Source organism: Streptococcus cristatus (assembly GCF_003943535.1).
Lineage (GTDB): Bacteria > Bacillota > Bacilli > Lactobacillales > Streptococcaceae > Streptococcus > Streptococcus cristatus_L.
In genome coordinates, this window is record NZ_RJPU01000003.1 from 84,010 (window position 1) to 106,204 (window position 22,195).

At 40.5% G+C, this 22,195-nt stretch carries 16 protein-coding genes and 1 pseudogene; 3 read left to right on the plus strand and 14 right to left on the minus strand.

The features are described from left to right. Positions 1–363: 363 nt before the first annotated feature. From D8790_RS06250 to D8790_RS06300, 11 genes and pseudogenes are all read right to left on the minus strand, one after another. A complete protein-coding gene (locus D8790_RS06250; protein ID WP_125387984.1) occupies positions 364–1,449 on the minus strand; it encodes a HigA family addiction module antitoxin in 1,086 nt (361 codons plus the stop codon). Continuing rightward, positions 1,442–1,770 (minus strand): annotated as a pseudogene (locus tag D8790_RS06255) (addiction module toxin RelE). The gene D8790_RS06250 and the pseudogene D8790_RS06255 overlap by 8 nt, the downstream one beginning before the upstream one ends. Before the next feature lie 139 nt (positions 1,771–1,909). Then, entirely contained in the window at positions 1,910–3,511 is a 1,602-nt protein-coding gene (locus D8790_RS06260) for a type I restriction-modification system subunit M (protein ID WP_125387985.1), read from the minus strand. A 53-nt stretch (positions 3,512–3,564) separates the two neighbouring features. After that, positions 3,565–4,716, minus strand: coding sequence for a restriction endonuclease subunit S (locus tag D8790_RS06265; protein WP_000042199.1), 1,152 nt, complete (start codon positions 4,714–4,716; stop codon positions 3,565–3,567). Beyond that, complete coding sequence (locus D8790_RS06270) at positions 4,709–5,746, minus strand: hypothetical protein (RefSeq protein WP_000524474.1); 1,038 nt, start codon at positions 5,744–5,746, stop codon at positions 4,709–4,711. Before D8790_RS06270 ends, D8790_RS06265 begins: the two co-directional genes overlap by 8 nt. A 474-nt stretch (positions 5,747–6,220) precedes the next feature. Beyond that, the gene (locus tag D8790_RS06275; RefSeq protein ID WP_050562293.1) at positions 6,221–6,931 is read right to left on the minus strand and encodes a hypothetical protein; all 711 of its coding nucleotides are present in this window, start codon (positions 6,929–6,931) and stop codon (positions 6,221–6,223) included. 3 nt (positions 6,932–6,934) lie between these two features. Further along, a complete protein-coding gene (locus D8790_RS06280) occupies positions 6,935–8,782 on the minus strand; it encodes an ATP-binding protein (protein WP_000784066.1) in 1,848 nt (615 codons plus the stop codon). Further along, positions 8,779–9,843 carry an SIR2 family protein gene (locus D8790_RS06285; protein WP_125387986.1) on the minus strand — a complete coding sequence of 355 codons (1,065 nt, stop codon included), beginning with the start codon at positions 9,841–9,843 and terminating at the stop codon, positions 8,779–8,781. The genes D8790_RS06280 and D8790_RS06285 overlap by 4 nt, the downstream gene beginning before the upstream one ends. Before the next feature lie 34 nt (positions 9,844–9,877). Then, positions 9,878–12,871 (minus strand): type I restriction endonuclease subunit R, encoded by a 2,994-nt coding sequence (locus D8790_RS06290; protein ID WP_029705128.1) that lies wholly within the window; start codon positions 12,869–12,871, stop codon positions 9,878–9,880. Between the two features lie 486 nt (positions 12,872–13,357). After that, complete coding sequence (locus D8790_RS06295) at positions 13,358–14,452, minus strand: AI-2E family transporter (RefSeq protein WP_125387987.1); 1,095 nt, start codon at positions 14,450–14,452, stop codon at positions 13,358–13,360. An 87-nt stretch (positions 14,453–14,539) separates the two neighbouring features. Next, positions 14,540–14,911, minus strand: a complete 372-nt coding sequence (locus D8790_RS06300; RefSeq protein ID WP_185761919.1) for an insulin activator factor — start codon at positions 14,909–14,911, stop codon at positions 14,540–14,542. Positions 14,912–15,042: 131 nt separating this feature from the next. Here D8790_RS06300 and pabB point away from each other — a divergent pair, with 131 nt between their 5' ends. From pabB to D8790_RS06320, 3 genes are all read left to right on the plus strand, one after another. Next, positions 15,043–16,764 carry an aminodeoxychorismate synthase component I gene (gene pabB / locus D8790_RS06305; RefSeq protein WP_125387989.1) on the plus strand — a complete coding sequence of 574 codons (1,722 nt, stop codon included), beginning with the start codon at positions 15,043–15,045 and terminating at the stop codon, positions 16,762–16,764. A 333-nt stretch (positions 16,765–17,097) separates the two neighbouring features. After that, positions 17,098–18,027, plus strand: a complete 930-nt coding sequence (locus D8790_RS06315) for an ATP-binding cassette domain-containing protein (protein ID WP_125387990.1) — start codon at positions 17,098–17,100, stop codon at positions 18,025–18,027. Beyond that, on the plus strand, positions 18,024–18,788 hold the full coding sequence (locus D8790_RS06320) for an ABC-2 transporter permease family protein (protein WP_125387991.1): 765 nt from the start codon (positions 18,024–18,026) through the stop codon (positions 18,786–18,788). The genes D8790_RS06315 and D8790_RS06320 overlap by 4 nt, the downstream gene beginning before the upstream one ends. 41 nt (positions 18,789–18,829) lie before the next feature. Here D8790_RS06320 and D8790_RS06325 read toward each other — a convergent pair whose 3' ends face one another. The 3 genes from D8790_RS06325 to D8790_RS06340 form a co-directional block, all read right to left on the minus strand. Continuing rightward, the gene (locus D8790_RS06325) at positions 18,830–19,705 is read right to left on the minus strand and encodes a sensor histidine kinase (protein ID WP_125387992.1); all 876 of its coding nucleotides are present in this window, start codon (positions 19,703–19,705) and stop codon (positions 18,830–18,832) included. A gap of 2 nt (positions 19,706–19,707) precedes the next feature. Then, a complete protein-coding gene (locus tag D8790_RS06330; RefSeq protein ID WP_125387993.1) occupies positions 19,708–20,388 on the minus strand; it encodes a response regulator transcription factor in 681 nt (226 codons plus the stop codon). Positions 20,389–20,652: 264 nt separating this feature from the next. Then, positions 20,653–22,092: a 6-phospho-beta-glucosidase gene (locus D8790_RS06340; RefSeq protein WP_125387994.1), complete on the minus strand. Its 1,440-nt coding sequence runs from the start codon at positions 22,090–22,092 to the stop codon at positions 20,653–20,655. Positions 22,093–22,195: the final 103 nt, after the last annotated feature.

The following is a 22,195-nucleotide window of genomic DNA, read 5'->3' on the forward strand; positions in this document are numbered from 1 at the left end:
TCCTCCAAAAATTGTTGTTGAAACTATCTTAACAGAAAATCCGCCCTCTGTATAATTGGAATTTCCCAGAGTTTGATATAGTTTAAAACTATACCACCATTATAGACAAAAGAAAAAGATTTGAGACACGTGTCTCAAATCCCTTTTTTTGCTTGTTTTTAAGTTACATACTAGTTTATAGATTAAAACAGGCTATCGCTAATTCTTATAAACAACTATGACTTGTTATTAGAAAAGACTATAGGTTATCTAAATTTTGATTTCTATTATCATGTTTTGATAAAATGAGCGAATCAATTGGGGTCCACTGCTAACTATACTAAACTTTAAGCATCTTTTCATCTTCTAAAAATTTCCTGATACTTAGGATACAATGTAATAATTTTCTTTTAGTTCTCGGAAACGGTCAAAACCGAGAATGCCCTCATTTTGTAATCTGCCTAAAACAACGCTAGGATGAATATCGACTTCCTCAGCAAAGCGTATGATATCCGACTTATCAAAGTTTCCTTTTTCTACAAAAGTTTGATAGTCTTCAGGGTTTATCAAAAGATCTTTTGCAAACTGGTCTGCCTCTTCCTCAGAACGTCGGTATGAGTCACTGTTTCCGTCTTCAGATGAAAAATCGTTCTGTAAAATGTGCCCAATCTCATGGAAAAGTGAGAACCAGAAAATATCGGATGCCTTGTTTCGGTCTGTCAATAATAGCAAGGCACTACCATTGCTGAATTTTTTTGTAGCACCATTCAGATTAGCATTTGCCAAAGCAGGTAGACCGACTAGAACAACACCACAGTCTAGCAAGATGTCAGACAAGCGTTGAGGAAAAACTTCTGGATCTTGTCTTGTCAACTTTCTCATCGCCGGCAGGCTTCTCTCTAGCTTTCTGCGATTGAGTTTAATTGTCGTTTTATCACGCGCCTTTTTAGATGCCAACTCTAGCATGATATTGGAGTTGACTATACTTTTAGGCGTAAACTCACGTGTATTACGGTAGCTAACTAGATGGTTGAAAGTCGTGAGGTTTTTTAAATTCGCCACACCTAAAATCTTGCGAAGCTCGACAATCTTTTCTTTCAAAGTATAGCGTTTGTATGGAACGTAACCTTCTTCCTTAAAATACTTGAAATCAATCATCTCACAGATTTCTTTCTCGCTACCTTCTTCAAGATCTCTTTGTTCTACAATCTCTGCAACTTTTACATCGTAAGCATTCTGAAGATTAAGCCAGGTTTGCATGGAAACTCCGCTTAGCTTGGCTAACTTATGAGCCGTATCCTTACTAATAGACTCCTCAGCATTGACAAGCTTGCTGACAGTCTTTGCCGAAACTCCCAAACGCTCCGCAAATTCTTTCTGCGTCACATTATAATCTTCAATCAACTCTTCAACATACTGACCTGGATGAAAAGCAATCAGGTCTTTGTATTCAACAATTTTATTACTCATAGTGATTGCTGACCTCCTCTATTTTAGGATTTCGATTTCAACGGGACTAGGAAATACCTTTTCTAGATCCTCATCACGAAATTCTACAATCAACCGATAGGAACTCCTTCGACCATCTATATCCAAAGCAAACTGCCCTTGTCTCTTTCCATTGAGTTGGTGAAAGTGATATTTAGGAAAAGCGGTCACACTAGACAAAGAATCCGCTGCTTCCAAAAAGTTGATCAACTGATGCAACTTTACCGCAACCTTATCCGAAAAATCCTTTTTCGCCTGCCTCAGCTCTGTGCACTGCTTTTTAACAGTTTTGTTTGTATAGATAAGCTTCCTAAGTCACTTTCTGTTAAATTAAATTACCTTTTTGGTAATTTAATTATAGCATCTTTAGACAATAAAAACCAGCCAAAAGTTAATTTGGCTGGGATTTTAAGTCGGGTTGACGTATCTAACTACTTTCCCATCACCCTTTAAACTCTTGCAAAAACTTTTTGAGTTCTGCATCGGCTTCTGGTGTGGTTCCTTGGAGTTGGTTCAGCATGTCAAGTAAAGAAGCTGTTTGACTTTCGATAGCTTTATTTGTCTCGTTAATCTTGCTGACGATATCTGTCAGTGGCTCTACTTCTTCTTCCTCAAAGGTATCTACATAGCGAGGGATATTGAGGTTATAGTCATTTTCGACGATATCTTCATAGCTTGCTAGGTGGGCAAACTTATCAATCTCCTCACGAGACTTGTAGGCTTCCAGAATCTTCTCGATATGAACATCCGTCATGATATTCTGGTTTTTCCCTTTATCAAACTCCTTAGAAGCATCGATAAAGTAGACATCACGATTGGTACGATTCTTTTTGAGAATGATAACCGTGGTCGGAATGCTGGTATTAAAGAAGATATTGGCAGGTAGACCGATAACCGTATCAATGGCCCCTTCTTCTAGCAAGGCCTTACGAATGGTGCCCTCCGCATTTCCACGGAAAAGAACACCGTGAGGAAGGACGATAGCCATAACCCCATTATCCTGCTTGAGGTGGTAATACCCATGCAAGAGAAAGGCAAAGTCAGCCTTGGACTGGGGCGCCAGTTTCCCAAAAGGAGAGAAACGAGGGTCCGCCATAAAGCCAGAGCTTGCTGACCACTTAGCAGAATACGGCGGGTTCATGAGAACACCGTCAAAGTTGGTCGGCTCTTGAGTCGGCCAGTCTTCATCCAGTGTATCGGCATTGTGTAGAAATTGATTCTCAACTGGAACACCGTGTAGAATCATGTTCATCCGAGCTAGGTTATAGGTCGAGGTATTGAGCTCCTGACCGAAGTAGACCACTGTCTGCGGTTTATGAGAGTATTTCTTGGCATTGAGCAAGAGAGAGCCAGATCCCATGGTCGCATCATAGATGGTAAAGCCTTGCTGGTCCTCACGACCCAAAAAGGCAATCTGAGTCATGAGTTTGGCAACAGGCTGCGGCGTATAGAACTCTCCAGCCTTCTTACCCGAGTCAGTCGCAAACTGACCGATCAGATACTCATAAGCATCCCCCAGCATATCGCCTGCATGACCAGCCACATCCAGCACTGCCAACTCTTTCATGACCGCCGCCACCGTTTGGTTTTGCTTTTGCGGAGTTGCCCCTAGCTTTTTAGAGTAGAGGTCGATATCTTCAAAGAGATTTTCATAGAGTTCGTCACTCTGCTCAATATCTCGAAAACCCTGAGCCAAATCTTCCAGCTGGAAAGTCCCCTCATTGACACGTGCTACAAGAGCCGTAAAGGTCAAGTCAGGCTTGATACTATAGTTGAGTTCGTCCTTCATAACTGCAAGAAGATCCTCGTGGGTGTCCGCATCCTCATAGTAGTTGCGATAGACCACAAGGGCAGCCTCTAGGTTCTCACTCCCCTCTTCCATAGTCTCCGCCACGAAAAAGAGCATCTTGTCTGACAGATACTTATAAAAGACCATACCCAAAAGATAGGACTTATAGTCATTAGCATCCATCTTAGAGCGGAGAACATCCGCTGAGTTCCACAGGGCTTGATAGAGCGACTGGGAAGTTTGTGTTGTTTCCATAATGTTTCTTTCTAAGTTTTTAAATATAATTGTTAAAAGTTATCACTAATCATCTAGATAAACATATCCTGCAAGAGTTTCTTTTTCAAAGTTTCTAGCTGAGTGATTTTTTCTTGGCAAGAGTTGATGAGGTTATCTAGGTTTGAGAAATAGGAGCCGATGGCTTGTTGTTCTTCCAATTCTGGAACTATCATTTGAATCTTAATAAAATCTTTTACATTTAAAACTCTGTTTCGTCCTGCTCCACCCGGTGATAGCAAATCCAACTTTTGTCTAAACTCTTCTCTCTTAATATAAATATTAATGAAATTCTTATCAGATTTATCAATTACAAATGTCGGAAACCTATGAGAAACCAATAAACCATCATCTTCTTTACTAGCTACAGCAATCGCATGTTCCCAAGCAAATGTAATATTTACAACCAAATCATTCTCTTTAACTTCGAATAAATTATCCATTGCAATTTTCTTAGGATCATCAACAAATTGTTTAAAGGTACCTTTAGCATGTGAGCGAATCGATAACCTATAGTAAGGATCGGAGGGTTTTTTTACTTTTCTGGACACTGGCGATACTAAGTCTATTAACTTTTTTTTCTCCCATTTTCTTTCAAATCCATCTAAACGAATCTCAGGAATAGTCTGCCCAGCTTTGGGAAACATCTTGGAGAGCATGGTTGCCTTGAGAGATTGGTAGTTGGTGAGATTGTCCTTGTAACTCGCTAGAAGGTCGTCGAGGGTGCGGAAAAGAGAACCTATGGCGGATTGTTCGTCAATTTCAGGACGATACACTTTATAGTTCCCAAGTTGAGGAGCTGTCAATTGAGGAACACCCGTAGACTCATTTAAAATTTTCATAGAATTAATCTGATTTTCAAGATAGTCCATATCAATACTATCTGATTGAAGAGTTAGAAGTCTAACAACTGGTGTAAAATTTTCATGTCTTGCTACAGCATATCCAACATCCCCACGACCTGTAACAGTCACTGCAGGAGCTTTCACTTTATAATCGTCATAAAAGCCAACGATTCCTTTGTTTGTCAAAGCATTTGCAATAACAGGATATTTTCCACTTTGCTTCAATCTTTCTTTATCTACATCACCACCAGCAGATATTTTGACTATATCTGCAATTTTTTTTTCTACCCAAAAAGCTTTAAAATTGTTAAACCTAATTTTGGGAATACTGTTTTTACTCATTATTTTCTCCTAGTGCCCAGTCTTTTGTTAAGAAATTGGGAATTTCGTCTGGCTTTACCGGTTCATATTTCAAATTAAAAAAATCATACATACTTAAATTTCCAAGATTAGGTTTCTGATACAATTCACGACTTAGCTGGATTAGTTTTTTATTATTTTGAATTTTTTCATAAATTGTTTTTGAAATAAAAAAATTTTCTGTGTAGGCAAATACAAGATAATTTAAAAATTCTTTGGTTTTTTTAGAATTTTCGCTATTAAACTGATGTCTTAGAGTTCTATAATTTTTGTCTTTTTTATGATAAAAAGCTAAAACAAGAGATGATTTTTTAAAAGGGAAAATGACCAGATGCAGATCTTGCATACTGACTTTTGGATCAGGATTAAAAACATCATTTACGGGATACCCATACATATCATCTTGTAGTGTAATAGCTACTTGTGTAGCAATAGGAACCACAAATGGGAGAATCTCTTTAAACACGATTTGATATGCACCTTTTGTATTATTTAAAATTTCTCGCTTATGAACTTCCACTTCTTGAAGAAAATCTCTTAAATCTAAACTATACAAATCTATCATATCGTCAATACCAATTATTCTTTCTGGAAGAGAACTATATAATTTTACTTCTTGGCTTCGCTTTGAAACATTCATCAATCCATTTTTCAGAGCAATTTCAGCTAACATTTTATCTGAAATTTCCCCTAACAATGCTTCTTCAGATTCATAGTCATTAAAGAATTCATTATCACAAGAATGACATATAAATTTAAAGATTCCAGAATTGTTCACTCCTTTTTCAATTTCAAATAAATCTATATCTTCAAAAGACATTAGTGAACTTGACTGCATAATTTTTCCATTCTCAGCCAAATGTTTTAAGACAAATTGAGGAACTGAATGTGAGTTGCAAAGTTTAGTAAGTGGCTTCTTGCATAGTAAACATGTCTGAGGTCTAGACTTCTTTCTAGCTTCTTGGAACCGCCTAGATAACTCCTTTTTTATTTCAATATTAGATAAACCCATTTCAACCTCTCTAAATTAAAACTCTATTTTTTTTAAGAATAATTCTACATACTAAAATTATACCACGAAACCAGCAAAAATCCCCTTAGCAATTCCTTTCTAAGGGGTTTGTCCATATCCTTATACTGGGCTGATTCTTCTGGTTTGACCTTTTTCTTTCTTGCTTACTAGAAATGAGACGGTACTTGCTATCTCGAATGCTATTGAGGTCATTGAGTAGTTGAGTCACTATTTCTTTTCAAGATAGTCTTCCGCAGTAGCGCATAAACGCATAAAGAGGCAGTAAGTCCCACTTTACTCTTCATAAACAACTTACTCGCCACTTGAACAAAATATTCTTTTTTAAAGCACTACCAAATGGATCTCGTCTAATTCTCTCCGTTGGGTCTAATAATTCTTTAAATTTTTTTGATTTCCATGACGAATCTTCATTGAATCTTGAAAAAATAATACTTGGAAAATCTGCTTGTATTATCATTCTAACCTCGTTATCTTACCTTCTGTATAATCAATTGATATTCCTGGAGAAACATTTGGAATAAAAACATTAATGGACAGTTCTTCATCAATAGAGATAGCTTGAATTTGAATACCTATAGGTATTTTATCAATTTTTGTTTTATAAATTAATTTTGATTTATACAAAATATTTTTTCCATTTTTTATTATTTCTTCAAGCATATTCTCAAAATAAGACTGACTATAATAATTGAGACGTTGAAGGTTTATATTACTCCATGCTGTTTGAACAAACAAAATTTTCTTATTTTTATTATAAATATTTCTAACAAGTTCATTAGCTAATGAATGACCAATAATATGTCCTCTATGAAAATATTTTTTTGCAAATATATCTGAAGCAACACATTCCCAATTGACTGGATCCTTTAATTTCTTTCTCTTCTTGCTTCCCAAAGTATCCAAACTTTCCCCAGTTAGATATGCTTCACAAATATATGGTTGCTTATTTAAATCCATTGATAATTCAAGTAACTTATGTTTTTTAATATCAAATCCGCTACGTTCAATCGATGGAATTCCATACTTAGATGTTTCACGATTAATTATAAAATAATTTTCTTCAGTAATTACATCGGCATATTCAACTGATTTATAATCCAATAAGCTTTCCAATTCAGTTTCATCTGATACTCCTAGTAATCTAAATATTTCTTCTTTTCTCATAGTTCAACTCCACAATTCAGTCAAAATAACATCATCACTATTCGGTCTAATGATTTCTTCTTTATCTACTTTCACAAATACTGGAACTTGAATAGCATTACCAGTAATTATAACCTCTCCTTTACCTAAACTAGGAATTTTATTAAAGGAAGTTTTGTCCAGCGTAGGCATAGTATTCAGCAACATTCGTAAATCATTATCATTAACCAATCTATGGATGAAATAATTATGAACTTGTGAAAGAATAGTCGGTGAAATATCGGCCGGTCGTTGACTAGATAAAGTTAAGTAGAAACCAAATTTTCGTCCTTCCTTAATGATTTCCTCAAAAATATTTAATCTATAGTCCTGCCAAGTATCTCCTACTGAATGATTCTGAGCATTTAAAATATTATGTGCTTCATCAATAATCAAATGACTAGTACAGGTGACATCTTTTCCAGCTATTTTCGTTTTCTGTTGATCATATATCATCTTAGAGATAAGCATAGGAATTAATCTAGTGATTTCCTGATTAGCATGTACAAGATTAATAATATTTAGACTAGAAAAATCTCCCTCAATACTCTCTTTAACCTCAACAACTTTCTTCAAGCTATTCAGAGCTGTATCAATCCTATGAAATAAAGGATTAATATGCTCAATATTAGTTGATTTCCAAGTACTATAGTGAACTTTCTGAAAATCTAAAAAGAACTTTAATTTATCTATCAAGTCCAAAGAATCAAAACTTTCTGCAAGTTCTTGTCTAATTTCATCTATCTGTAACTTTTTTTCTATCTGTTCAGTTAAATCAGACTTATCATTTAAATAAATATGTTCTTCTCCCTGAGTGTAATAAGCTTTTGTTGTTGCATAATAAGTTAACGAGGAAACTTGAATAAATATTCCCCAGTTTTCTTTTGCTATGTATGATTTTGCTACTTTGATCCAATTATCCCTTGAATCAGATAATGCTGCATCTCCCGTTGTAAGAATTTTTTTCAACGTTCCAACCACAAATTTCGCAATAACTTCTCCAGTATGTTCTTTTTCATTCCACTCTTTCATTGCTTTCCTAAGAAATGGAACTTGAGTTGCTGAAGAAGCGCCAAATAAAATTGAAAGGATATCTGGATCAAAAAGATATTTCTCAGTAATAGGGATTTTCTTTGATGTTTTACTCCTAGTTTTAACATTAAATACTTTTTTATGGGTACCGGCCACACCAAAACTATCATCTTTCGTATATTCACCATTAAAATCAATAATATAAAATTTTGAATACTTTAAAATATTTTCTCGATATTCTGACCGAAAGAGTTCTAAGAATAACTTATGCAAAGTATTTGACTTACCACTACCAGTATTCCCAAACACACCAATATGAGAAGCAAATATTTTATTAATCGATAAAGGAACAACTTGACCTTCTAAGATTGACTGTCCAATGGAAATAGTTGGCTCAGACTTATTAATCCCATATATTAATTCTAAGTCTTTTTTTGAAGTAATACATACTTCATTTCCAATCATAGGTACATATTGACTTGTTACTTGGAATTCACCGTTTTCAATAACACCTTTAGTTTTTAAATGAACGATTCGATTTATAGAATTCTTTGAAAAACGATTATCAAATTCTGTGCTTCTAATTGTATTTTTTTGATCAGCAACTTTTTCAGTAACAACAGAAGCGATAATTTTTACATTGTTCTGTAAAATTGTTAGATATGCTCCAATTTTTGCTCCTTGTAACACGTCACCATGCCATAGGTACTCTGCATCATTAGATAAATGATACATTCCAACTTGAGAAATATCCCCATCAACACCTACTATTACACCTAATTTTTTGATACTCATTTTCATTCTAACTGCTCCTCAAAAGATACATCTCTAAGCAACTCAGTTAGATTGCTAATATCGAAACTAAACCATTCACTTCCATCGTCACTTTTTTGCTTTGATTTATACTTTTCCTCTAATTCATTAGGTGCAATGACATTCAAATTTCTTGGACAATCACTGAGGCCCAAATTTGTTAATATTTTTTGTTTATCAGATTCAGAATAACAAAATATAAAGACATTTAATTCAGGATTTTTCAAAGATCTGTTCAACATTTTAGCAATATGTTTATCTTGAAATGAGAATCCAATAACAATAAGAATAGATTGTGGTTTATCTAACTCAAGTTGAAATACTCTTAGCATGTCATGAAAATGATTGTTTAGAAACGTTTCTTGACCCTCTAAGCCCGTTGGTTTAACTACTACAGGATTTTCAACTACACTTTGCCTTATTAAAATATTGTCCTCTTGCCCTCTTTCCCAGTTCATCGAACCATGTGGTTTAATCAAAGATAATGTAGGAAGTTCATTAAGGTAATTATCATTTAATCCCCTATATGCAACAGACTTATTATAGTTAGCACTATCTAAAATTCTATTAAAATATCCATTACTTCCATCATTAAAAACAAATGATTCATATTTCATCAATTCATCCAGTGACTTCTCAATAAAGAGATCGTAGTTAGTAGTAAAAATATTGATATTTTTTGTCACTTGTCTAGAATTTGCATGGTAAAGAAGTTGAAGTACAACTTTAATAAATTCAGAATATCTTTTTAAAACTGCTTTAATATTATCTTCATCATTGGCGTTGCTAGTATCTTCAAGAACTTTCATTGAAGCTGCTTTATTATTTTCTTCATCATTAGCATTACTAATATCTTCAAGAACTTTCATTGAAACTGCTTTAACTTTATCAGATAGTAAATTATTAGCTTCCTCATCTGAATTATCTTTACTTTTGAAAAAAGACATTAAAGGTATGGCTGGAACTGAAGTCCCTGATCCAATTAGAAAATTAAGCCTCTTAGTCATTGCAAAATAACGCAACTGTTTTATATCAAATTTTTCAACCATATTTGTTCCTCGAATAAGAATAAAATACTTTCCTCTATCTCCCAACCCTCAACGGCTCAATCACTTCTTCGATGAGTTGGGTATAGGCTTCTTTGATTTGTTTTTTATAGAGGAGTGGATTGAGGGCATCTGTCACCTCAACTTTATAGTCCTTGTAGCGCTGACTCTTAGTCAGTTGACTTTCTCCTAGTTGTTTTTTAGCTCCCTTGCGGTAGTGATTGACATAGTAGCGGAGTTCGTCTTCACCCACATACCAAGTCTTACTAAAGTCTTGGATATGTTGCTGGATGACTGCTTCAATCATCTGGTCAAGAATATTGGCGATAGATTGACCTCTGTAGCGTTCAGGATTTGCCTGTACTTCTTGCCAAAGCTCTGAGATGATTTGCGCGAGATTTGGATTGGTCTTCTCCAGACTTTGGATATAGGTATCCACTGCTTCTCTGTCCTGTGCACTGAGACTCTTTTCCTGGCTTTGCTCTTGCTCAATCAGGCTTTGGATCAAGGTCAGGATATAGGCGTAGTTAATCTCATCCACTTGGATAGACTCTAGTTCATAGTGAATATCAAGGGGTTCCCCATCCTCATCACCATCATCTCTTCGACTTTTTAATTCTGCAAGGATATTTTGATAAAAGCCTAGATAGTTTTCCAATTCTTCTGCGCTTAGTCCTGTCTGGGCATAGATTTCTTCCTCATCATACTCTTTATACACTCGGATAGAGGCTAGATATTTATCAAAGACTTGATAGGCCTTGGCGAGCTTTCTCAACTCAGGTGTAGAGATTTGCTCGATTTGAAGGCCTTCCTCAGGATCATCGGTGATGAGATTTTGGAAATCACTGCAACTCCGCAAAAAGTTTCTCTTTTCCTCTTCCCAGCTCGGAGCTAGGACCTCATTTTCTCCACCATTTGAGTAGAGTTTAAGGGCATTATCGACTGCTTCCTTAAAGTCTAAAGGCTTTTGGAAGGTGATGATATGACCATAGGTCTTACTGGAGTCAAAGATACGGTTGGTACGACTAAAGGCCTGAATTAAATCCTGCGGTTGCATTGGTTTACGATCGATAAAGAGAGTCGATAGACAAGGAGCATCAAATCCAGTTAGGAGACGATTGACCACGATAACCAAGTCCAACTGTTCATTGCGATAGAGATACTTATCCTGTTTCCTAGCTAGACGGTTATTGACATCTGTATTAAAACCACGAAGATCCGCCATGGTAAAGTGGGTATCAAACTCTTGGTTATAGTCCTCTAGGACCTGCTTCATGTGGTCTTGGTTGGCTCTTGACTCTTCTTCATTTTCAGTGACAGAGTAAGTGATGGTCGCCTTTGGAAAATCCGGAAGGACCATCTTGACTCTCTCAGATACCTTGACTCGTGTCTGACCAGCCTTGACTCTTTTGAGAAGGTCATAGTAGGCTTGGGCTTGAGGGATGGACTTGACCGTCAGGATGGCATTGTAGGTATTGCCCACTCCTTTTTGGAAGCCTAGCTGTTGGCGCGATTTATTGATAATGGCATCCAAGACTTCTAGCATGTGCTCCTCATCCTCGTAGACAGTATCTGGTACGTCATTTTCAGATTTATCCGTGATGAGGGTATTGCGATAGTCTACCTTAAAGCCTAGGACAGCTCCGTCATGGATGGCTTCCTTGACCGTATATTCATGGAGACGATCTCCATACTGTTGCTGGGTGATTTGGGCAAGGTCACCGACCTGCTGGCGTTTATTTTCCTTAAAGATAGGCGTTCCTGTAAATCCATACCAGAGCGACTGTTGGAAAAAAGTCTTAATGTCCTTTTGTGTTTGTGGCGTAACAGCACGGTGGCATTCATCCACGACAAAGGCCACTCGGAGTCCTTTGATTTTATCCGCATCTTTTTGGTAAAGACCTTGGTCAAACTTGCGCATCATAGTAGTGATTTTCTGGATGGTGGTCACTACGACACGCTTATCATTACTTCCTAATCGCTTGACCAAATCATGGGTATTGTCCGTCTCGTCAATATCAATGACATCATTGGTCGCATAGGAGAGGAAAGATGAAGTGGTTTGTTGGTCCAAGTCCCTGCGGTCAACGACAAAAATCGTCTTTTGGATTGATGGAATTTGAAGGAGATTCCTCGCCACCTTATAGGAAGTCAGGGTCTTTCCTGAACCAGTTGTATGCCAAACGTAGCCAGAATCCTGACGGCGCGAAGCTTCCTGCACCGCTTCGATAGCATGGATCTGGTAGGGACGCAAGAGGATAAGAGATTTCTTGCTATCATCAAGGACAGAATACTGCATGACCATCTGGTGAGCACGAGGGATAGAAAGGACTTCATGGGCAAAACTGGTCAAGTTTGTCACAGGATGATTGTCCTTATCCACCCACTTGGTTAGAAATTGTTTGTTGAGTTTATTTTCACGAGCTGCAGCGATATAGCGAGTATCTACCTTGTTGGTCACAACAAACATCTGCAAGCTAGAGTAGATGCCACGGAATTTACCTTCACGATCATATTTTTTTATCTGGTGAAAGGCATCGATAAACGCAGCTTGGGAACTCTTGAGCTCGATTTGAATCATGGGCAAGCCATTGATGAGAAGAGTAACATCCAGTCTACGGTCTTGGTCCAGAGGATTCGCCTTGTCTCTCTCAACTTGGTTAACAACTTCATAGCTAGACTTACCAGCTGCGATATTGTCTCTCCAGATGACTGACAAACGGATGGTGCCTAAGCTAGCATCTTCTCTTTGAACTTCGACTTTAGCAATGCCATTTTCACCTACCAACCACTTAGCAGCATCATAGTAGCTGACAAAGTTCAGTTGGTTCTGAATCTGACGTTTTTCCTGCTCTGTCAATGGATGGTCTGCTAGTAGAGCAACATTGTTTTGAGCCAGTTTCTCAAAGAAATTGTCCCATAGTTGTTCTTCTGTTTTGAGGTCTTCTCTATAAGTCCATTGGCTTTCCCCAGTTACCAGTTGGTTGATCAGTTGTTTTTCTATCTCCAGTTCTGGTTTTACTTGCATCATTCTCTCCTTTAACGATGTTCTACTGCCCTTATTATAACATGTTTACCATTTATTTCCCCACTCACAACACTTTCTGATCCAAAACGATTATTCAACTTAATCAAGTATCTAAATTTATAATAATTGCCCCATATTATTTGAAACTTGCTTGTAACTATTTTCTTGTTTTCTGAAGTTATAGATTTAGTCTTTATCCTCATAGTTAAATTCATTAAAAAAGCCCCCAAAAGTTAGATTTTTGGGGGACTTTTTGGGGGGCATTATAAACTTTTTAAATATACCTAAATAGATGTCTCCAGATAAAGAAAAGCAAACTGCAGAAACATTGTCAAAGATAATTTCTTTTCGCTCACAATCATTTAATAGTTGATGAACTTTAGAACAAACGGTTTATATGACACTTCCTTTGAGGAGCTTGTTAAAAAGTAGCTAGTATAAGGCAAGGACAGAGCAGCCATCAAAATGAAGCCGATAAACTTCATTTTTTCACCTACTTGTGTCCCCTTCAGCCTCCTCCTTCTCCACAACAAACTCTCTGACCAAGCGGTAGATAACTGCAAAGATAGGAGTAAAGAAGATCATGCCGACCAAGCCAAAGAGGTTACCCCCAATCAGGGCTGCAGCAAGGGTAAAGAGAGTTGGGAGACCAACGGACTGGCCGACCACACGCGGATAGATGATATTGCCCTCAATCAGCTGCACTCCCTGAAAGACTGCAATAGAGAGAAGAGCTTTCCAAGGGCTGTCGGTGAAGATAAAGATAGCTCCCAGAGCACAAGCTGAGAAAGGACCGATGTAGGGAATGAAAGAGAGCACGCCAGCCAGAACTCCTGTCAAGGCAGCATAAGGCAGACCTGTCAGAGAGTAGGCGATAAAGACTAAAATCCCAACAATAACGGCCTCTATCATCTGCCCCATCAGAAACTTATCATAGGTCTCAACAATAACAGAACCGACATAGGATAGGCGTTTCACCGCCTTCTCAGGAAGCAGAACCTGTAAGAGACGACTAGTGATCGTCTGCAAATGCTCCTTGCTGCTCAAGAAGGCAAACATGAGAAAGATGGACATAATGACAGAGAAGAAATTACCAAAAATAGCAGAGATATTGCCTGTCAGACTGCCCAACAGGGAGATAGCTCTGTTGACAATACCACTGTTTTGCAGTTGCTTGGTCAAATCTTTCAGCTGGCTAGAGGAAAGCAAGCCAGACTGCTGCAGCCACTTGGCTAACTGAGGCGCTACCTTGCCGATTGTTGCGCTCAGCTGATTAACCGCTGTAGTCAGAGTCGGCACGACGATAGAGACAATACCCGTCATGATGAGAGCTAAAATCAGCACCTCCAAAACCAAGGCCAAAGCGCGCTGCAACTTCTGAGGGACTCGGCATTTGTCCAAGAGGTCTTCCAGCTTTTTCATCGGTACATTAAAGATAAAGGCCAATACTCCGCCCAGTATAATGGGTGAAAATACCGACGTCAGGCTTTGCAGGCCCGACCAAATGTTTCCGATATAGAGAACCAGAGCCAGAGCAAGCGCCGCAAAGACGATGAGTTTATAGGATTCATTGATTTTTTTCATAAGACTTCCTTTACAGTTTTGTCATTTCCTTATTTTATCATAATTTTCAAGGTCTTTCGAGCAGGAGAAAGTCAGCTGCCACACTTGTCAATCAACTTTTTCGTCGCTCTTAAATTTTGACAAATCTAGAAGATATAGAATTCCTGAGATGATAGACAGAAGGCCTGAGAAAGTAAATAGAAAAGAGATAAAGCCCATGACGGATCCGCAGAATAGAAGCTCATGACTCGTCTTATTGACTCTTGGGTCGTTGCTATAATGATACATTCCAACTATAGAAAGTCCCAAAAGCAGCCAGCTGGTCAATACAACCATATCGCCCCAGCCAGCGTTTTCAACTAGTTTGGGAACCGAATAAATAATTTCCCAGTGCCATCTATTTAAAGAAGCGTAAATGATCTGAAGGCCTCCTAAAATGCCAACAATTCCATTTATCCACAGCAATTTGTTTGATTTCATAAGCATCTCACTCTTTCTTTTTTAAAATAGTATACCGAGCCACTCTCTAATCTGTCAACTATTACAAAAGAATGAGTGTCTCATCCGATAAATCCGTTTTCATTCAAATTATCTTATGATACAATAAACTCATGCACAAGAAAACAGTTATTGATTTTAAAGAACTGGGTCGGCGCTTGATTTTCAGCCAGCCCATCAAAGAGCTCAAAACGCGCGAGTTGGCTGAAGTCAGAGCGATTCTGCAAGAAGTTGAGGACTGGCAGAAAAAGGGATTTTATGCAGTCGGCTATGTCAGCTACGAAGCCGCTCCTGCTTTTGAGGAAAAACTCCAGGTCCATAAAGCCCCTCTGCTGGGCGAGTACCTGATTTACTTTACCATTCATGATAGAGCTGATGAAGCCCCTTTCCCATTGGCTTATGACGAGGTAGAAATGCCGGCGCAATGGCAGAGCCTGACAACAGAGCAAGAGTATGAAAAGGCCATCGGAACCATTCACCATCATATCCGTCAAGGCGATACTTATCAGGTCAACTACACGGTGCAGCTAGGCGCAGAGCTTAATCCACAGGACAGCTGGGCTATTTACAACCGTCTGGTCGTCGAGCAAAACGCCGCCTACAATGCCTACGTAGAGCACGATCATCAGGCAGTCTTGTCCATCAGTCCTGAGCTCTTTTTCGAGGAGCACCGAGGTGAGCTGACAACACGGCCGATGAAAGGGACTACCAATCGCGGTCTGACAGTCGCTGCGGACTTGGAGCAGGCGGACTGGCTCCGTCAGGATCCTAAAAATCGAGCGGAAAATATGATGATCGTTGATCTGCTACGCAACGACATGAACCGCATTTCAGAGATTGGCAGCGAGCGAGTCGAGCAGCTGTGTCAGGTCGAGCAGTATTCCACTGTCTGGCAAATGACCTCCACCATCAAAAGCCAACTGCAGCCCGAGATTGGTCTAGGAGAAATTTTTGATGCCCTCTTTCCATGCGGCTCTATCACTGGTGCTCCAAAGATTTCGACCATGGCTATCATCAAGGCAACAGAAAAAGCCGCCCGCGGTGTCTACTGCGGTACAGTTGGTATCTGTTTGCCAGACCAGAGACGGATTTTCAATGTGGCCATTCGCACCATTCAGCTAGAAGCTGGCAAGGCGATTTACGGTGTCGGCGGTGGCATCACTTGGGATAGCACATGGGAATCCGAGTACATCGAAACCCAGCAAAAATCGGCTGTTCTTTATCGGAAAAATCCGCAGTTTGACCTAGTTACGACAGGGAAGGTTGAGCAAGGCAGCCTGACCTTCCAAGACCAACATCTGAAGCGTCTACGAGAATCTGTCCGTTACTTTGCTTATCCATTTGATGAGGAAAAACTGAAGGTAGAGTTGAACCAAACCTTAGCAGAACTGGATCCAAGTACGGACTACCGCCTGCGGATTTCCATCGCCAAATCTGGAAATGTGACCTGCCAGCTAGAAAAGCTGCAAGCACTCCCAGAAGCTTTCTGCAGGGCCATTCTCGTCCCACAAAATGCCAACTTGCAGCAGCCTTTCACCTACTTTAAAACCAGCTATCGGCCACACCTAAGCCTAGGCCAGCAGGAGCAGATTTACTACAATGCCCAAGGCCAGCTACTGGAAAGCTCCATCGGTAACCTAGTTCTCCAGCTGGATGGTCACCTCTACACGCCACCAGTCGAGCTAGGTCTCTTAAACGGTATCTACCGCCAGCATCTCTTGGCAACAGGTCAGGTCACAGAAAAAATTCTCAGCCTAGACGACTTAAAATCAGCAGAAAAAATCTACGCCTGCAACGCGCTACGAGGCCTTTATGAATTAGAAATAGATGATTGAGGCTGGGACAAAAGTCCTAGCCTCTCAATTGTCTTTGGATTGTCGAGCAAGACGCAGTGGTTGAGTGGGCTCTACTAGGCTGATTTCATCAGCTTTTACAGCCCTACTCAACTGTGCGGAGGTGGGACGACGAAATCAAATTCTAACCAATTACCGATTTCTGTCCCACTCTCTTTTCTATGGGTTCCAGTCTGCTGAGACAAGAAGTATGCCTGCTATTTCAAGATTTTAGAAATATTTTAGAAATGCTTGATGAATACTTAATAAGTGTCCGATATACTAGGTAGTGAGGAAAGGATTTCCAAGAATAAATCAAAAAGGAGAAGTAAAACCATGGAAAATATTTTAGTTTTACAAGGGGTCAGCAAAAAGTTCGGCCAGCAGCAAGCTCTGAGCGATGTCAATCTGACCATCAAAAAAGGAGATATCTACGGTCTCATCGGTAAAAACGGGGCCGGTAAAACCACTCTGATCAAAATCATGACCCAGCTGATGCATGCCAACAACGGAACCGTGTCTCTCTTTGGTTCCAGCAATCAGGCCGAATGGACACAAGCCCTCAAGCGGGTCGGCTCGGTCATTGAAACACCCGTTGCCCACAACCACTTGACCGCCTACGAAAATCTCAGCTACTACTGCAAACTGCTCCAGATTCCTAATGCCGATAAGGCCATCCAAGAAACGCTCAACTATGTAGACCTGACGGACACTGGCAAGAAGAAATTTCGTGACTTCTCCCTCGGCATGAAGCAACGTTTAGGCATCGCTATCGCCCTCCTATCCAAGCCAGATCTGATGATTTTAGATGAGCCTATCAACGGACTAGATCCTGTCGGCATCAAGGAATTTCGCCAGCTTGTCCAAAAGCTCAATGAAGAGCTGGGCATGACCTTTGTTATTTCCAGTCATATCCTATCTGAGCTTTATCTAGTTGCCACGCGCTTTGGCATCATCGACCAAGGTCATATGATCAAGGAAATTTCCAAGGCTGAATTTGAAGAGCAAAGCGAAGATTATATCGTCTTGAAAACGGACCATTTGGAGGAAGCCAGCCAGCTGCTCCAAGATCAATTAGGCTACCGCATCAAGGTGGTCAACGCTCTCAATGAGATCCATGTCTTTACTCACTCACATAACATCAACAATATAGTAAAAGAGTTGGTCACAGCTAACTTAGTCATTCAAGAAATCTACTATGCACGACAAAATCTCGAAAATTTCTTTACAGATTTAGTTGATCAAAACCAGGGAGGTCTATCATGATTCAAACAATTCGCGCTGACTTTTACCGTCTCTTCCACTCCAAGGGCTTTTGGATTACTGAGTTCGTTTTACTAGCCAATATCCTGATCGGCGTCCTCTATAAGGTTACCAGCAGATTTGGAACATCCATCTCAACGGATGGACAAAACATCACTCAGCAAGTACCAGTAAAAATGACAGGTATCAATGCTCTTGCCCATTTCTCTGGAAATTCTGACAGTATTATATTTTTCACTCTCATTGTCGTCTGCCTCTTATTAGGTGTGGACTTGTCCCGCAAGCTTTATAAAAACAGCCTCGCTCACGGTATTTCACGGACGGAGTTCTTCCTATCTAAAACTTTGGTCTCCTTTGTTGTCGCCATCTTCCAATTCATCGTCTTGCTAGGGCTATCCTTCATCATCGCTAGCTCTATCAACGGAATCGGAACAGCTCCGACAGGTTTCTTTGGCCAATTTTTGCTAACCATTCTCGTCCAACTCATTATAACCATCGCTTGGATTGGCATCGTGTCTTTCGTTCTCTATCTCAACCATTCTATTGCTGCGGTCTTTGTTACCTATTTTATCGGAAGCGCCCTGCTTGCCTTTCCAGTCTTACTCTATCCCCATATAGAGTTGTACCGCTATTTAACCTTACGATTTGGAATAGAGATGGCTACGGATCCTGCTGTTGTTTTACAAGCTAGTTTAGTAGCAATTGGCATAGCAGTCTTCTTCCTAGGCAACAGCCTCCTCATTTTTAAGAAAAAAGATCTCTAAAACCAAAGAATCAGCTAATCTTCTGACTAGCTGATTCTTTTTTATAAGGCCACAATCAATTCAAACCAATCGTCCTCTGCTTGAATGGTCAAATCACCACCCAAGATTTCGACCAGCTGCTGGGTGATATAAAGGCCCAGCCCAGACGACTCCTCACTACTGGAAAGATTTTCAGAATAGAAGCGATTGGTCAGTTTATCCAGATGTAAAATGGGCTTCTGAACCTTATTTTTGACCTGAAAAATAACCTTTTGGTCTTCTTTTTTCAGACTGATGCTGGCCGCTTCTCGACCATGTTTGAGGACATTGCTGAGCATGTTCTGGACGATTCGATCAAAGATATCACTGTCTGTTTCCAGAAGCAGGTTTTCAGACAAATCCACATCTAAATCAATCCCTGCTCGCTGAAAGGCATCATAGTAGGCAAAGAGTTGCTGGGTGACCAGCTGGGATAGGTCTACCCGCTGCAACTTCGGTCGAATGGCTCCTTCCATCAAGCGACGGTATTCCATCAGAGCCTCTAAGCGTCTGGATACCATACTTAGATTATCCGCAATCTTTTGCAGTTGCTGGTCCATCTGCTCCTTATCAGCATCTTTGAGTAGCTGTTGCGTATAGCCACTAGCAATGGTCAGTGGTGTTCGGATATCGTGGGCAATATTGCTGATGGCCATATCCAAGGTTTTCTTTTCCTGCTGGGTCACAAAGGACATCTTATCAATTTCCTGAAAAAGCTGCTCCACCTCGTCAATCAGAGCCACTAGGCTAGGAGATTGATCTCTCAAAGTCAGCCGAACCTGACTTCCTGTACGACGTTTGTTACGGATCTGGCTGGTCAGACTACGAATCGTCAGATGATAGCGAACCAGCATGATTGACAAGAAGAGTATGAGCACAAAGGCTAAAATCAACCACATAGCTAATCCTCCTTGAGCCGCACACCCAGACCCCAAATGGTCTCGATATAGTCTGTCGAACTATCCAGCTGGGCTAATTTCTTACGAAGATTGCTGAGATGGGCATTGAGCGTATTATCGCCTGGCAGATAGGTCTCCTCCCAGACCGACTCATACAGCTCCTCCTTGGTAAAAATCTTTTTAGGATGAGCCAGCAAGGTCTGGAAAATCTGAAATTCCTTTTTCCCTAGCCGCATGGACTGGTCACCAGAAGAAATTTCAAAGGTATCTGGCAGGAGGCGGATGTTTTTGATTGAGGTCTCCCCAGCAGGTTTAGACTGGGGCTGCTGACTACCTCGTAGTTGGACAGTGACACGCGCCGCCACTTCGTCTAGATTAAAAGGCTTGACAATGTAGTCATTGGCCCCGTCCAGCAGATACTGGCTCACGAGACTCTTTTCGTCTAGAGCGGTCAGCATGACTACCGGCACCTGACTGGTCTTGCGAATTTCCCTCAGCACCTCATCGCCATTTTTTCCCGGCAGCATAATATCCAGCAGGACTAGATGAATCTCTTCTTCCGAAAAAATCCGCAGTCCCTCGGTCCCAGAATAAGCTGAAAACACGACATGCTCCTGCGTAAAGAGATTTTTCAAAATCTCATGAATATCATTGTTGTCTTCAATTAGTAAAAGATTGGCCATTCTCATTCTCCAATAGCTTGATAAAACTAGTGTAGCAAGGATGAGCCAGCAAGTCAATCAAATATAAACGATACAAAAGAAAGAGAGTGGGACAGAAATCGGTAATTCGTTAGAATTCGATTTCGTCGTCCCACCTCCGCACAGTTGAGTAGGGCTGTAAAAGCTGATGAAATTAGCGTAATAGAGCCCACTCAACCACTGCGTCTTGCTCGACAATCCAAAGACAATTGAGAGGCTAGGACTTTTGTCCCAGCCTCCTTGATGTTATTTCACGGACGCTCCGTTAGTCGCGATGACTTCCTTGTACCAGTCAAAGGATTTCTTCTTGGAGCGCTTGAGTGTTCCCCTACCTTCATTGTCCCGGTCCACGTAGATAAAGCCATAGCGCTTCTTCATCTCACCAGTGCCGGCTGATACCAGGTCGATACAGCCCCAGGTCGTGTAGCCCCACAGAACTACCCCATCTTCATTGATGGCTTCCCGCATGGCCTTGACATGGGCCGCCAGATAGTCAATCCGATAATCATCAGCCACATAGCCATTTTCATCTGGAGTATCCACTGCACCCAGACCGTTTTCCACGATAAACATAGGCTTTTGATAGCGATCCCAGATGGTATTAAGAGTAATGCGCAAGCCCAGTGGATCGATCTGCCAGCCCCACTCAGAAGCTTCCAAATAAGGGTTCTTGAGAGAAGCAAAGATATTGCCCTCGGTCAGCTCATTGACCTTAGGGTCGCCCGAAGCTACCCTGCTAGAGTAGTAAGAGAAGGAAATGAAGTCCACCGTATGCTCCTTGAGCAGCTGCAGGTCTTCTTCTGTCATTTCGACAGTGATACCCTCGCGCTCCCAAGCTTTCTTGGCATAGTTGGGATATTCGCCACGCGCCTGCACGTCGATGAAGAAATAGTTTTTCCTGTCTTCCTCCATACCAGCCCATACATCGCGTGGATGGCAGGTGTTAGGATAATTTTGACCCGCCGCCAGCATACAGCCGACCTTATTTTCCGGATCAATCTCATGAGCCAGCTTGGTGGCAATGGCTGACGCGACCAGCTCATGATGGGCTGCTTGGTACTTGACCTGTTCTTCATTTTCACCTTCTTCAAAGCAGAGCCCCGCCCCCATAAATGGTGCATGGAGGATCATGTTAATTTCATTGAAGGTCAGCCAGTACTTGACCAAGCCCTTGTAGCGGGTAAAGAGAGTGCGGCAGAGACGCTCGTAAAATTCCAGCATCTTACGGCTCCGCCACCCACCATATTGCTCAATCAAGTGCATAGGGCAGTCAAAGTGAGTAATGGTCACCAGAGGCTCAATACCGTACTTGTGGCATTCCTTAAAGAGCTCTTCGTAAAATTTCAGGCCAGCTTCATTGGGCTCCAGCTCATCCCCCTTAGGGAAAATCCGGCTCCAAGCAATGGACAGACGATAGGTCTTAAAGCCCATCTCGCCAAAGAGGGCAATGTCCTCCTTAAAGCGATGGTACATGTCAATGGCTTCCTTGGCTGGGTAGAAATAGCCTTCCTCAAAGTCAAACATCTTTTTCTTACCCGTGATGATGGCCAGACGGTCCTCACCAATCGGCACCACATCTACATTAGCCAGCCCACGACCATCCGCATCATAAGCACCTTCACACTGGTTGGCAGCCGTCGCTCCGCCCCACAAGAAACCATCCGGAAAAGTCAGTTTTTCAGTCATATCTCTACTCGCTTTCTTATTTGCTGGTTTATTTACTCATATTATAGCTCATTTTGTAAACCTTTTCTTATAAAAAACTGCGAAATGCTGATACTATTATACT